The following is a 12,578-nucleotide window of genomic DNA, read 5'->3' as shown; positions in this document are numbered from 1 at the left end:
TCAGGTGCCGTCCCGCTTGCCCTTACCCTTGCCGGAGTTGCCCTTGCCGCTGTTGCCCGGCTTGCCCTTGTCCACGACCTGAACGGGTGCCGGCGCGATGGCCGGAGCGGTCGGCTGCACCACGACCGGTGTGGGGGTGAAGTCCGCGGTGCGAGCCGGAGTCGAGGTCGAGGTCGAGGCAGGCGCTGTGGTCTCCGGCGGCTCGGAACCCGTGGACGTGGCGCCGTTCCAGGCGCTGATCCCCGTGCCGATCGCCGAGATCAGCACCACGATCGAGGCGGCCGCGAGCAGTCCGCGCGAACGGGGCGGCCGGGCCGGTGCCTCGACCACGAGAGTCGGCGGGTCTGCCGCCGGCGTGAGCAGGGCCTTGGCGCACTCCCTCGCGGAGGGACGGCGGGCCGCGCTCAACGACGTCATCCTGGAAAGCAGGCGCACGAGGTCGAACGGGAGGTCGTCCGGCACCACTGGCGGCCGGTGCAGCCGGGCGACGGCGGCCTCGACCTCCGCGCCCTCGTACTCACGGCGTCCGGTCAGGCACTCCAGCAGCACCAGGCCCAGCGCGTAGACGTCGGCCGCGGCGGTGACCTCCTCGCCGCGCACCTGCTCCGGCGCGAGGTAGGCGGCCGTGCCGACGACGTGACCGGTCCTGGTCAGACTGGCGCCGTCGGTGAACCGAACGAGGCCGAAGTCGGCGAGGCGCGGCTGGTCGTCGGCGTCGAGCAGGATGTTGGAGGGCTTGACGTCACGGTGAACGAGGCCACGCGTGTGAACGTGCGCAAGGGCGTCAGCCAGTGCCGCACCCACCCGGCGCACGTCCTCGACTTCCATCGGCCCGTCCGCGACCCGCTCGCGCAGTGTGCTGCCCTCGATGAGTTCCAGCACCACGTACGGCGTCTCGCTGCCCGGATCCGCGTCGTAGACCGTGACCAGGCCCGGATGCGACAGTCCCGCGAGCGCGCAGATCTCGTTGTCGATGCGGTGTGCGGCCGCGAGGTCCTCGCCGGGCCGGAACAGCTTGATCGCGACGTCGCGTGCCAGCAGGACGTCCCTGGCCCGGCGCACCTCCGCGACCCCGCCCGTGCCGAGCACCTCGCCCAGCCGGTACCGGTCGGCGAGCAGAACACTGTCCGGCGGCATGGGAAGGCCTTTCCGTTCGGGCGGGACCACACGTGGGTGCCCATCCGACGGGTGATCCAACCGTCCAGCTCAAGGTCGACGTTTGACCGAGGTGGAGGCACGGACCACGAGCTCCGGCTGGAACTTCACGTGCCGGTGCTCGTGGCCCGGCTCGTTCTCCGTCAGCAGCAGCTGGGCGGCGGTGCGGCCGAGCTGCTCACGCGGCTGGCGCACGGACGTGAGCGGAACGGCGGCGGCCGCGGCGAACTCGATGTCGTCGTACCCCACGACGGCGAGGTCGTCGGGCACGCGCAGGCCCTGCTGCGTCATCGACTGGAGCAGGCCGAGCGCGAGCAGGTCGTTGGCGCAGAACGCCGCCGTGGGACGACGGGAGGCGGGCAGGCCGACCAGCCGCTCCCCCGCTTCCCGGCCTTCCGCGACCTGCAGGCTCTTGGTCTCGAGGAACGTGAGCGCGTCCAAAGGCAGGCCCGCGTTCGTCAGCGCTCGCAGGGCGCCTTCACGCCGGTCGCGCACCTGCTGGATGGACAGCGGACCACCGACCATCGCGATGCGGGTGTGACCGTTCTCGATCAGGTGGGTGACCGCCAGTTCGCCGCCGAGCACGTCGTCCACGGCCACCGAGCAGCGCGTGCCGTCCGTCGCCTCGCGGTCGACCAGCACGACGGGCGTGCCGCGTTCGGCGACCTGCGCGCTCTCCGCGTCGACCGGGGTGATCAGGATGCCCTCGACGCGTTGTTCGTGCAGCAGTTCCAGGTACTCGCGCTCGCGGCCGTCGTCCGAGGCGCTGTTGCACAGGAACAGGGCCATGCCCGCTTCCCTGGCCGCGTCCTCGACGCCGCGCGCCACGTCCGTGAAGAACGGGTTCGCCGCGTCGAGCACGACGTAGGCGATCACCCGGCTGCGGCCCGCGCGGAGCTGGCGTGCGGACTCGTTGCGCACGAAGCCGAGTTCCTCGATGGCGGCCAGGACTCGCTGGCGCGTGGCCGGGGCGACGACGTCGGGGCGGTTCAGCACGTTCGAGACGGTCGCGTTGGACACGCCGGCGTGCTGCGCGACGTCGCGGATGCCCACTGACGGCTTCACCGGCGGCTCCTTTGTTGAAACGTGACAACGAATCGTACCCCGCAACCCTTGACATGGTGCCGTAACACACCCAGAGTGCTCGTAACTCAGGCGTTAAAACGTTTCAACATCGAGGAGACGGACGTGGACCGACCTCCCGTGGTGACACTGGACGAGGTGAGCAAGTCCTTCGGCGCCGTCCGCGCGTTGTCCGGGGTGTCGCTGCGCCTGCTGCCCGGCGAGGCCCACGCGTTGCTCGGGGAGAACGGCGCGGGCAAGTCGACGCTGATCAAGACACTCGCCGGCGTTCACCGCCCGGACGCCGGTCAGGTGCTCGTCGACGGCTCCGCGCAACGGTTCTCCGGTCCCGCCGACGCCCTCGCCGCGGGCATCGCGATCATCTACCAGGAACCGACGCTGTTCGGCGACCTGTCGGTGGCCGAGAACGTGTTCATGGGCCGCCAGCCGCTCGGGTTCGGTCGCCGCATCGACGTCGCCACGATGCACGCGCGCACGTCGGAGTTGTTCTCGCGCCTGGGAGTCAAGCTCGATCCGGCCCGGCCGGCGCGCGGACTGTCCATCGCGGACCAGCAGCTCGTCGAGATCGCCAAGGCGTTGTCGTTCGACGCCCGCGTGATCGTCATGGACGAACCGACCGCCGCCCTGTCCGCCCACGAGGTCCAGCGGCTTTTCGGGGTGGTGCAGGCGTTGCGCACGCAGGACGCCGCCGTGCTGTTCGTCTCGCACAGGCTCGGCGAGGTGTTCGAGCTGTGCCAGCGCGCCACCGTGCTGCGCGACGGCGAGTTCGTGTGGTCCGGCGAGCTCACCGACGAGACACCGGACTCCTTGGTGCGCCGCATGGTCGGCCGTGAGCTGTCCCAGCTCTTCCCCAAACAGGACACCACCGCCGGCGAGGTGCTGCTCTCGGTGCAGCGCCTGACCCGTGAGGGCGTGTTCACCGACGTGTCGTTCGACGTCCGCGCGGGCGAGATCGTCGCTCTGTCCGGACTCGTCGGCGCCGGCCGCAGCGAGGTCGCCCGCGCGATCTTCGGCATCGACCGGCCGGACGCGGGCTCTGTGCACGTGAACAACCGGAAGCTGAAGTACGGCTCCCCCACCGCCGCGATGGCCGCGGGCGTCGGGTTCGTGCCGGAAGACCGCCGCCAGCAAGGACTCGTGATGGACGCGTCCATCGAACGCAACACCGCGCTCGCCTCACTGGGCAGGCTCTCGAAGTTCGGCTTGCTGCGCCGTCGCAGTGAACGCGCGCTCGCCCAGGACTGGGCGGTGAAGCTGCGGCTGAAGTTCTCGAAGCTGAGCGACCCGGTCGGCGTGTTGTCCGGCGGCAACCAGCAGAAGGTCGTGCTGGCGAAGTGGCTGGCGCGCAACCCGTCCGTGCTGATCGTCGACGAACCCACGCGCGGCATCGACGTAGGCACGAAGGCCGAGGTGCACCGGCTGCTGTCCGAACTGGCCGGTCAGGGCGTGGCGGTGCTGATGATCTCGTCGGAACTGCCGGAGGTGCTCGGCATGGCCGACCGCATGCTCGTGATGCACGAAGGCCGTCTGGTCGAGGAACTGTCACGGGCCGAGGCGACCGAGGAACGGGTGGCGATGGCGGCCGCGGGACAGGTGGTGGCGCCGTGACCACTCAGCTCACCCCGGCCGTCGCCCCCTCCCGGCGCACCGCCGCCCGTCGCCTCAGCACCCGAGTCGGCCGGGTCCGCGAACTCGGCATCGTCGTGGCGCTGGCCCTCGTGGTCGTCCCCACCGCGATCGTCAACCCGCGCTTCGTCCAGCCCCAGAGCCTCCGCGACCTCCTGCTCAACGCGTCGATCGTCGCGCTCCTCGCGGTGGGCCAGACGCTCGTCGTCATCACCCGCAACGTCGACCTGTCCGTCGGCTCGGTGCTGGGCCTGTCCGCGTTCCTCACCGCCCAGCACTTCGCCGACAACCCCGGCACCCCACTGGTTCTGGGCATCGGCTTCGGCGTGGTGGTCGGCCTCGCGTGCGGCCTGCTCAACGGCCTGCTCGTCGCGCTCGGCAACGTCCCCAGCCTCGTGGTCACCCTCGGCACGCTGTACGTGTTCCGGGGCGTCGACTACGCACTGGCCCAAGGCAAGCAGGTCAACGCCGCCAACCTCCCCGACGCCCTGCTGAACCTGGGCAGCAGCCGCGTCCTCGGCATCCCGATCCTCGTGCTGGTCGCCGTCGTGGTGATCGTGGTGGCCGCCGTCTACCTGCGCTCCTACCGGTCCGGCCGCGAGCTGTACGCGATCGGCTCGAACCCGGAGGCCGCGACGCTCGCCGGCATCCCGGTCGCCAAGCGCACGCTCACCACGTTCGCCATCTCCGGGCTGATCGCCGGTCTCGCGGGTGCGTTGTGGGTCGCCCGCTACGGCACGGTCGACGCCGCCGCGGGCACCGGCCTCGAACTCCAGGTCGTCGCGGCGGTCGTGGTCGGCGGCGTCGCGATCTTCGGCGGCTCCGGCACGGTCACCGGCGCGGCGCTCGGCGCACTGCTGCTGGGCACGATCACGAGCTGCCTGGTGGTGTTGCAGATCCCCGCGTTCTGGCAGCAGGCGATCGCGGGCGCGCTCCTGCTCAGCGCGATCACCGTCGACCGGCTCCTGGCACTGCGACTGGCGAAAGCCCTGCGCACCTCCGAAGGGACCAGCCATGCGTAACCTCCTGCGGTGGGAGACCGCGCTGGTGTTCCTCCTGATCGTGGTAGCGCTGACAGGCCAGGTGAGCACCGACGGCTCGTTCCTGTCCGGCGGCAACCTCTTCTACCTCGGCCTCGACATCGGCGAGATCGCGCTGATCGCCCTCCCGCTCACGCTGGTGATCGTCGCGGGCGAGATCGACCTGTCCGTCGCGTCCGTGCTCGGCCTGTCCAGCGCGCTGATCGGCTGGCTGTGGAACGCGGGCTGGTCGCTCGAGACGATCCTGCCCGCGGTGATCGTCGTGGGCGCGGTGTGCGGAGCGGTCAACGGCCTGCTGGTCACCCGCCTCGGGCTGCCCTCGCTCGCCGTCACCATCGGCACGCTCGCGCTCTACCGCGGCCTCGCGCTGGTCGTGCTGGGCGACACCGCGGTCGCCGACTTCCCGGCGAGCTACACCTCGTTCGGCACGACTCCGTTGCCCGGCACGGACATCCCGTATCCGATCGTGCTGGCCGCGATCCTCGCCGTCCTGTTCGGCATCGCCCTGCACGCCAGCTCGTTCGGCCGGTCCGTCTACGCGATCGGCTCCAACGAGGAGGGCGCGCGCTTCTCCGGCATCAGGGTCAAGCGCGTCAAGCTGTCCCTGTTCGTGCTCGCCGGGGCCGTGGCCGCGATCGCGGGCATCGTCTACACGTTCCGCTTCTCCAGCGCCCGCGCGGACAACGGCGTCGGGCTCGAACTGGCCGTCGTCGCCGCGGTGCTGCTCGGCGGCGTCTCCATCTTCGGTGGCAAGGGATCGCTCTTCGGCGTGCTCGCGGGCGTGCTGCTGCTCGGCGGTCTGCGCAACCTCCTGATCCTGCAGGACACCTCCACCGAGGTCCTCACCATCGTCACCGGCCTCCTGCTGCTGGTGAGCGTTCTCGCCCCGTCCGTCACCCGTCGCGTTGGAAGTCTGAGAAAGGCCGCGCCATGAAGACACGTCTTGTGCTTGCCCTGGTGATGTCCGGGGCAGTCGCACTCACCGCCTGCGGTGGCACCACCAAGGACAGCGCCGGTGATCAGACCGGCGGCGCCACCAACGCCGCCAAGGGCGATCCCAACGCGGCGCTCAAAGAGGGTCTGAAGATCACGTTCCTGCCCAAGCAGGTCAACAACCCGTACTTCACCGTGGCGCAGAAGGGTGCCGAGCAGGCGGGCACGGCGATCAAGGCCGAACTCAAGGCCACCGGACCGTCCGACGCGGCCGCCTCCTCGCAGGTCACCTACATCAACACCGCCGCGCAGCAGAAGCAGGACGCGCTGGTGATCTCCGCGAACGACGCCAACGCGGTGGCGCCCGCGTTGAAGAGCGCACGTTCACAAGGGCTCAAGGTCGTCACGTTCGACTCCGACGCGGCGCCGGACGCGCGCGACGTCTTCATCAACCAGGCCACCTCGACCGAGATCGCCGCCGGCCAGGTGAAGCTGATCTCCGAGGCGGTCGGCGGGTCCGGTGAGATCGCGATCCTGTCCGCGACTCCCAACGCCACCAACCAGAACGCGTGGATCGAGGTCATGAAGACCGAGCTCGCGAAGCCCGAGTACGCCGGTCTCAAGCTCGTGGAGACCGCGTACGGCAACGACGACGACCAGACGTCGTTCCAGAAGACGCAGGGTCTGCTGCAGGCGCACCCGAACCTCAAGGGCATCATCTCGCCGACCACCGTCGGTGTCGCGGCCGCCGCCCGGTACCTCAGCTCGTCGGAGTACAAGGGCAAGGTGCAGCTCACCGGTCTGGGCACGCCGAACCAGATGCGCAAGTTCGTCCAGGACGACACCGTGAAGTCGTTCGCGCTGTGGGACCCGAGCAAGCTCGGCTACCTCGCCACCTACACCGCCGCCGCGCTCGCGTCCGGGCAGATCACCGGTGCCGAGGGCGAGAAGTACAAGGCCGGTGAGCTCGGCGACTACACGATCGGCGCCAAGGGCGAGGTCGTGCTCGGCCCGCCGACCGTGTTCACCAAGGACAACATCGACAAGTTCGACTTCTGACGTGCGCGTCTGCTTCACCTTGCGGGTCCGCCCCGGTCGTCTCGACGACTACCGGGCGCGGCACCGCGAGGTGTGGCCGGAGATGCGGGCCGCCCTCAGCGAAGCGGGATGGCGCAACTACTCCCTCTTCCTCGCTGAGGACGGCCTGCTGATCGGCTACCTCGAGTGCGACGACTTCGACTCGGCGCTCGCGGAGATGGCGCGCACCGAGGTCAACGCGCGCTGGCAGGCCGAGATGGCGGAGTTCTTCGACGGCGACGGCAACGCCGACGAACGGATGCGGCCGCTCGACGAGGTCTTCCACCTCGACTGAAATGCTTTGGGGAGAACCATGAGTGTGAAGGACGCGCTGCGCGAGCAGCGGATCGAGACGCCGTCGTGGGCGTACGGCAACTCCGGCACCCGGTTCAAGGTGTTCGCGCAGCAGGGAGTTCCGCGCACGCCGTACGAGAAGATCGACGACGCCGCCGTGGTGCACCGGCTCACCGGCATCGCGCCGACCGTCGCGTTGCACATCCCGTGGGACAGGGTCGACGACTACGGGAAGTTGTCCGAGTACGCGCGGGATCGCGGTGTCGCGCTCGGGGCCATCAACTCCAACGTGTTCCAGGACGACGACTACAAGCTCGGCAGCGTCTGCCACCCGGACGCGACGGTGCGGCGCAAGGCGATCGGGCACCTGCTGGAGTGCGTCGACATCATGGACCAGACGGGATCGCGCGATCTCAAGCTCTGGTTCGCCGACGGCCTGAACTACCCCGGCCAGGACAACCTCCGCGCCCGTCAGGACCGGCTCGCCGAGGCGTTGGCCGAGACCTACGAACGGCTCGGCGCCGACCAGCGGATGTTGCTGGAGTACAAGCTCTTCGAGCCCGCCTTCTACGCGACCGACGTGCCGGACTGGGGCACGGCGTTCGCGCACTGCCTGCAGCTGGGCGAACGGGCGCAGGTCGTGATCGACACCGGGCACCACGCCCCCGGCACGAACATCGAGTTCATCGTCTCGTTCCTGCTGCGGGCGGACAAGCTCGGCGCGTTCGACTTCAACTCGCGCTTCTACGCCGACGACGACCTGATGGCCGGGGCGGCGGACCCGTTCCAGCTGTTCCGGATCATGCACGAGATCGTGCTGGCGGACGCGCTGAAGCCCGCCGCCGGCATCGCGTTCATGCTCGACCAGTGCCACAACCTGGAGCCGAAGATCCCGGCGATCATCCGGTCGGTGCTCAACGTCCAGGAGGCGACGGCGAAGGCGCTCCTGGTCGACCAGGCAGCGTTGTCGGAGGCGCAGCGGGCCGGTGACGTGCTGGGCGCCAACGCCGCGGTGATGGACGCCTACAACACCGATGTGCGGCCACTTCTGCGGGAGCTCCGCGAGGAGATGGGTCTCGACCCCGATCCGATGGCCGCGTACCGGCGGTCCGGGTACGCCGAGCAGGTCGTCAGGGAACGAGTCGGTGGCGAGGCCGCCGGGTGGGGTGCGTGATGGAGCAGGTCCAAGCGCTGCTGGGGCGGAGCAACCGGCTCGGCGCCGATCCGCGCAACACCAACTACGCGGGCGGCAACACCTCGGCCAAGGGATCCGAGACGGATCCGGTGACCGGGCAGCCCGTGGACCTGATGTGGGTCAAGGGATCCGGCGGTGATCTGGGCACGTTGCGGGAGGCCGGGCTCGCGGTGCTCAGGCTCGACCGGCTCCGCGCGCTGACCGACGTCTATCCGGGCGTGGAGCGCGAGGACGAGATGGTCGCCGCGTTCGACTTCTGCCTGCACGGCAAGGGAGGCGCGGCGCCGTCGATCGACACGGCCATGCACGGCCTGGTCGACGCCGCCCACGTCGACCACCTGCATCCGGACGCCGGCATCGCGTTCGCGACGGCCGCGGACGGCGAGGCGCTGGTCAAGGCGTGCTTCGGCGAGCGCGTGGCGTGGGTGCCGTGGCGGCGGCCCGGTTTCCAGCTGGGGCTGGACATCGCCGCCATCAAGCGGGACCACCCGCAGGCGATCGGCGTCGTCCTGGGCGGGCACGGCATCACGGCGTGGGGCGCGACCAGCGAGGAGTGCGAGTCGCATTCGCTGGAGATCATCGAGACCGCCCAGCGCTACCTGGACGAGCACGGCCGCGCCGAGCCGTTCGGGCCCGTGGTCCACGCGCCGCTGTCCCCGGAGGAGCGGCGGGTTCTGGCTGCCTCGCTGGCGCCGGTGATCCGCGGTCTGGCCTCGACGGACAGCCCGCAGGTCGGCCACTTCACCGACTCCGACGTGGTGCTCGACTTCCTGGCGCGGGAACGGCATCCGGAACTGGCCGCGCTCGGCACGTCGTGTCCCGACCACTTCCTGCGCACCAAGGTCCGGCCGCTGGTGCTCGACCTGCCGCCGACCGCTCCGCTGACGGACGTCGTCGCGCGCTTGGAGCAACTCCACGACGCCTACCGCGAGGACTACCGGTCCTACTACGAGCGGAACGCCTCCCCCGACAGCCCTGCGATGCGGGGCGCCGACCCGGCGATCGTGCTCGTCCCGGGAGTCGGGATGTTCAGCTTCGGCCGCGACAAGCAGACCGCGCGCGTGGCCGGAGAGTTCTACGTGAACGCTATCAACGTCATGCGGGGCGCCGAATCCGTCTCGCGGTACGCGCCGATCGACGAACGGGAGAAGTTCCGCATCGAGTACTGGTCGCTCGAGGAGGCCAAGCTCCAGCGGATGCCGAAGCCCAAGCCGCTCGCCACCCGCGTCGCCCTCGTCACCGGTGGTGGTTCGGGCATCGGTCGCGCGGTCGCTCAGAGGCTGGCCGCCGAGGGCGCGTGCGTCGTGGTGGCCGACCGGGATGGTGACAGCGCGCGGGAAGTCGCTGCCAGCCTCGGTTCCTCGGACGTGGCGGTGCCGGTGACGGCCGACGTCACGTCCGCCGCGGGCATCGCCGAGGCGTTCCGTGCGGCGGCGCTCGCGTTCGGCGGCGTGGACCTGGTGGTCAACAACGCGGGCCTGTCGATCTCCAAGCCTCTCGAGGACACCACCGAGGCCGACTGGGACCTCCAGCACGACGTGATGGCCAAGGGTTCGTTCCTGGTCTCGCAGCAGGCGGCCAAGGTCATGCGCGCGCAGGGCATGGGCGGCGACCTCATCTACATCTCCAGCAAGAACGCGGTCTTCGCCGGCCCGAACAACGTCGCCTACGGAGCGGCCAAGGCCGACCAGGCGCACCAGGTCCGTCTGCTGGCCGCGGAACTCGGCGGGGACGGCATCCGCGTCAACGGCATCAACCCCGACGGCGTGGTCCGCGGCTCCGGGATCTTCGCCGGAGGCTGGGGCGCCCAGCGCGCCGCCGTCTACGGCGTGCCCGAGGAGAAGCTCGGCGAGTTCTACGCCCAGCGCACCCTGCTCAAGCGCGAGGTGCTGCCCTCACACGTGGCGGCGGCGGTGTTCGCGCTGACGGCAGGCGACCTGTCCCTCACCACCGGCCTGCACGTGCCGGTCGACGCCGGTGTAGCAGCGGCGTTCCTGCGATGACGGCGGTCGCGGCGATCGACCTCGGCGCGTCCAGCGGCCGCGTGGTGCGAGGGGTCTTCACCGATGGCGACGTTCACATCGAGGAGGTGCACCGGTTCGCCAACGGGCCGGTGCACCACCGCGACCGCCTCCTCTGGGACCTGCCCCGCCTCTACCACGAGGTTTTAGACGGCCTGCGGCTCGCGGGCAGCCTGGCCGGCATCGGCATCGACAGCTGGGCGGTCGACTACGGCCTGCTCGACACGTCCGGCGAGTTGCTGGGCAATCCCGTCTGTTACCGCGACTCCCGCACCGACGGCATCACGCCTGCCGAGGGCCTGTACGAGATCAACGGCCTGCAGTTCCAGCCGTTCAACACGATGTTCCAGCTGATGGCAGAACCCCTGCTCCCCCAGGCCTCCCAGCTCCTGCTGATCCCGGACCTGCTCTCCTACTGGCTGACCGGCCAACGCGGCACCGAGTACACCAACGCCACCACGACGGGCCTGATCGACGTCCGAACAGGACAGTGGTCCCCCGAGCTGACCCGCGACCTCCCACCCGGCCTGCTCCCGCCCCTGCGCCATCCAGGCGACCTCGCGGGAACCTTCAAGGGCATCCCCGTCACCGCGGTCGGTTCGCACGACACCGCGTCCGCCGTCGTAGCGGTGCCCGCCGAGACGGACAGGTTCGCCTACATCTCGTGCGGCACCTGGTCCCTGGTCGGCGTCGAACTCGACTTCCCGGTGCTCACCGCAGAAAGCCGCGCCGCCAACTTCACCAACGAGGGCGGCGTGGACGGCACGATCCGCTACCTCCGCAACGTGATGGGCCTCTGGCTCCTGCAGGAATGCCTGCGCACGTGGTCCGCTGACCTGGACCCGTTGCTGCGGGAAGCCGCGCACGCGTCCGGATCCGTGTTCGACCCCAACGACCCGGTGTTCCTCCCGCCCGGCGACATGCCCGCCCGGATCCAGCAGTGGTGCGGGAAGACCCTGACGCGAGCGGAGATCGTGCGGTCCATCCTGGACAGTCTCGCGCTGGCCCACCGCGACGCCGTCGCGGACGCGCAGCGGTTGTCCGGCAAGGAGGTCGAGGTCGTGCACGTGGTCGGCGGCGGCTCGAACAACGAGCTGCTCTGCCAGCTCACCGCCGACGCGTGCGGTCTGCCGGTCGTGGCGGGCCCGGCCGAGGCGACCGCGCTGGGCAACGTCCTGGTGCAGGCGCGTGCCGTGGGCGCGGCCCACGGCACTCTCGCCGATCTCAGGAAGCTGGTGCGGCAGTCGCAGCCGCTGCGGCGCTACTTGCCGACGCGAACCGGGCGCGGACGGATCTGACCGGCGCGGGAAGCCCGGCGCAGCAGCACCACCGTGGCCGCGAGGCACACGACGAGCGCCATCAGGCTGGCCTCCGGGCCGAACGTGCCGCCCGTGAGCACCGACGGACCGGACAGGGTGGTGTGCAGGAGTCCGTTGGGCACGTCCTCCGACCCGGACACCGCGATGCCGAAGACGCCGGCGTGGGTGAAGTTCCAGGCGAAGTGCAGGCCGATCGGAAACCACAGCGACCGGGTCACGACGTAGGCGGAGGCGAGCATGGCGCCGCCCGTGAGGCCGATCGCCAGCGCGCCCCACAGCGTCGCGTTGACGTTGACCAGGTGCGTCGCGCCGAACAGCAGTGACGACACGACCAGCGAGATCACGGTCCCCGCGCGTTCCTCCAGGATGCGGAAGAGCACGCCGCGGAACAGCACCTCTTCCATGACCGCGACGCTCGACATCATTCCGGCGAGGCCCAGGAAGCCCAAGAACGATCCCCAGGACAGGTCGTCGACGCCGCCGAACACCAGGATCGCCAGCATCAGGGCGCAGAACAGGCCGAACCCGAGCAGCGCTCCCCTGCCCAGCCCGCGCCACCGGTCCGGCGCCAGCTCCGGTACGTCCTCGCGCCCCTCCACGGCCCGGGACAGCCTGCGGTAGCAGACGATCCCGGCCGCGGCCAGGCCGATCCCGACCGGCAGTGCGAGCAGAGGCAGCGGTGCGACGAGCGTGTCGATGCCGACCACCGCGAGCATCACGGCGAACAGCGCGACGAAGAGAACCGGGAACCTGAACCTGCGCAGCCGGGGCGCGGACGGCTCGGTGGATGGACGGCTGTCCTCGGGGAGTGCACTGGGTTCCATGGCTCAAACGC

At 70.2% G+C, this 12,578-nt stretch carries 11 protein-coding genes; 8 read left to right on the top strand and 3 right to left on the bottom strand.

Going from position 1 to position 12,578, the window contains the following annotated elements; translation table 11 throughout:
- A complete protein-coding gene (locus ACIQF0_RS12360) occupies positions 1-1,137 on the bottom strand; it encodes a serine/threonine-protein kinase (protein WP_401028241.1) in 1,137 nt (378 codons plus the stop codon).
- 69 nt (positions 1,138-1,206) lie between these two features.
- Positions 1,207-2,220 (bottom strand): LacI family DNA-binding transcriptional regulator, encoded by a 1,014-nt coding sequence (locus ACIQF0_RS12355; protein WP_401028238.1) that lies wholly within the window; start codon positions 2,218-2,220, stop codon positions 1,207-1,209.
- 108 nt (positions 2,221-2,328) lie between these two features.
- Between ACIQF0_RS12355 and ACIQF0_RS12350 the strand changes: the two genes are divergently transcribed.
- From ACIQF0_RS12350 to ACIQF0_RS12315, 8 genes are read left to right on the top strand one after another with little or no spacing between them, the layout of a single operon-like run.
- Positions 2,329-3,846 carry a sugar ABC transporter ATP-binding protein gene (locus tag ACIQF0_RS12350; RefSeq protein WP_401029918.1) on the top strand — a complete coding sequence of 506 codons (1,518 nt, stop codon included), beginning with the start codon at positions 2,329-2,331 and terminating at the stop codon, positions 3,844-3,846.
- Positions 3,843-4,886, top strand: a complete 1,044-nt coding sequence (locus ACIQF0_RS12345; RefSeq protein WP_401028235.1) for an ABC transporter permease — start codon at positions 3,843-3,845, stop codon at positions 4,884-4,886. The genes ACIQF0_RS12350 and ACIQF0_RS12345 overlap by 4 nt, the downstream gene beginning before the upstream one ends.
- Complete coding sequence (locus ACIQF0_RS12340; RefSeq protein ID WP_401028232.1) at positions 4,879-5,838, top strand: ABC transporter permease; 960 nt, start codon at positions 4,879-4,881, stop codon at positions 5,836-5,838. The genes ACIQF0_RS12345 and ACIQF0_RS12340 overlap by 8 nt, the downstream gene beginning before the upstream one ends.
- The gene (gene rhaS / locus ACIQF0_RS12335) at positions 5,835-6,896 is read left to right on the top strand and encodes a rhamnose ABC transporter substrate-binding protein (RefSeq protein WP_401028229.1); all 1,062 of its coding nucleotides are present in this window, start codon (positions 5,835-5,837) and stop codon (positions 6,894-6,896) included. Before ACIQF0_RS12340 ends, rhaS begins: the two co-directional genes overlap by 4 nt.
- A gap of 1 nt (position 6,897) precedes the next feature.
- A complete protein-coding gene (locus ACIQF0_RS12330; RefSeq protein WP_319974774.1) occupies positions 6,898-7,209 on the top strand; it encodes an L-rhamnose mutarotase in 312 nt (103 codons plus the stop codon).
- An 18-nt stretch (positions 7,210-7,227) separates the two neighbouring features.
- A complete protein-coding gene (gene rhaI / locus ACIQF0_RS12325; protein WP_401028225.1) occupies positions 7,228-8,382 on the top strand; it encodes an L-rhamnose isomerase in 1,155 nt (384 codons plus the stop codon).
- Positions 8,382-10,406 (top strand): bifunctional aldolase/short-chain dehydrogenase, encoded by a 2,025-nt coding sequence (locus ACIQF0_RS12320; RefSeq protein ID WP_401028222.1) that lies wholly within the window; start codon positions 8,382-8,384, stop codon positions 10,404-10,406. Before rhaI ends, ACIQF0_RS12320 begins: the two co-directional genes overlap by 1 nt.
- Complete coding sequence (locus tag ACIQF0_RS12315; RefSeq protein ID WP_401028219.1) at positions 10,403-11,722, top strand: rhamnulokinase family protein; 1,320 nt, start codon at positions 10,403-10,405, stop codon at positions 11,720-11,722. Before ACIQF0_RS12320 ends, ACIQF0_RS12315 begins: the two co-directional genes overlap by 4 nt.
- Here the strand turns inward: ACIQF0_RS12315 and ACIQF0_RS12310 are convergent.
- Positions 11,686-12,567, bottom strand: coding sequence for a lysostaphin resistance A-like protein (locus ACIQF0_RS12310; protein WP_401028216.1), 882 nt, complete (start codon positions 12,565-12,567; stop codon positions 11,686-11,688). The two genes, ACIQF0_RS12315 and ACIQF0_RS12310, sit on opposite strands and share 37 nt — an antisense overlap.
- Positions 12,568-12,578: the final 11 nt, after the last annotated feature.

This window comes from Lentzea sp. NPDC092896, from assembly GCF_044754905.1.
Lineage (GTDB): Bacteria > Actinomycetota > Actinomycetes > Mycobacteriales > Pseudonocardiaceae > Lentzea.
Note: the sequence above shows the minus strand (reverse complement) of the source record. Positions and strands in the feature narration are given on the sequence as shown.

Excerpts from the sequence above, each read along its gene's own strand:
- ACIQF0_RS12360 (WP_401028241.1), bottom strand. The coding sequence starts at position 1,137 with ATGCCGCCGGACAGTGTTCTGCTCGCCGACCGGTACCGGCTGGGCGAG.
- ACIQF0_RS12340 (WP_401028232.1), top strand. The coding sequence starts at position 4,879 with ATGCGTAACCTCCTGCGGTGGGAGACCGCGCTGGTGTTCCTCCTGATC.
- rhaS (WP_401028229.1), top strand. The coding sequence starts at position 5,835 with ATGAAGACACGTCTTGTGCTTGCCCTGGTGATGTCCGGGGCAGTCGCA.
- rhaI (WP_401028225.1), top strand. The coding sequence starts at position 7,228 with ATGAGTGTGAAGGACGCGCTGCGCGAGCAGCGGATCGAGACGCCGTCG.
- ACIQF0_RS12320 (WP_401028222.1), top strand. The coding sequence starts at position 8,382 with ATGGAGCAGGTCCAAGCGCTGCTGGGGCGGAGCAACCGGCTCGGCGCC.
- ACIQF0_RS12315 (WP_401028219.1), top strand. The coding sequence starts at position 10,403 with ATGACGGCGGTCGCGGCGATCGACCTCGGCGCGTCCAGCGGCCGCGTG.
- ACIQF0_RS12310 (WP_401028216.1), bottom strand. The coding sequence starts at position 12,567 with ATGGAACCCAGTGCACTCCCCGAGGACAGCCGTCCATCCACCGAGCCG.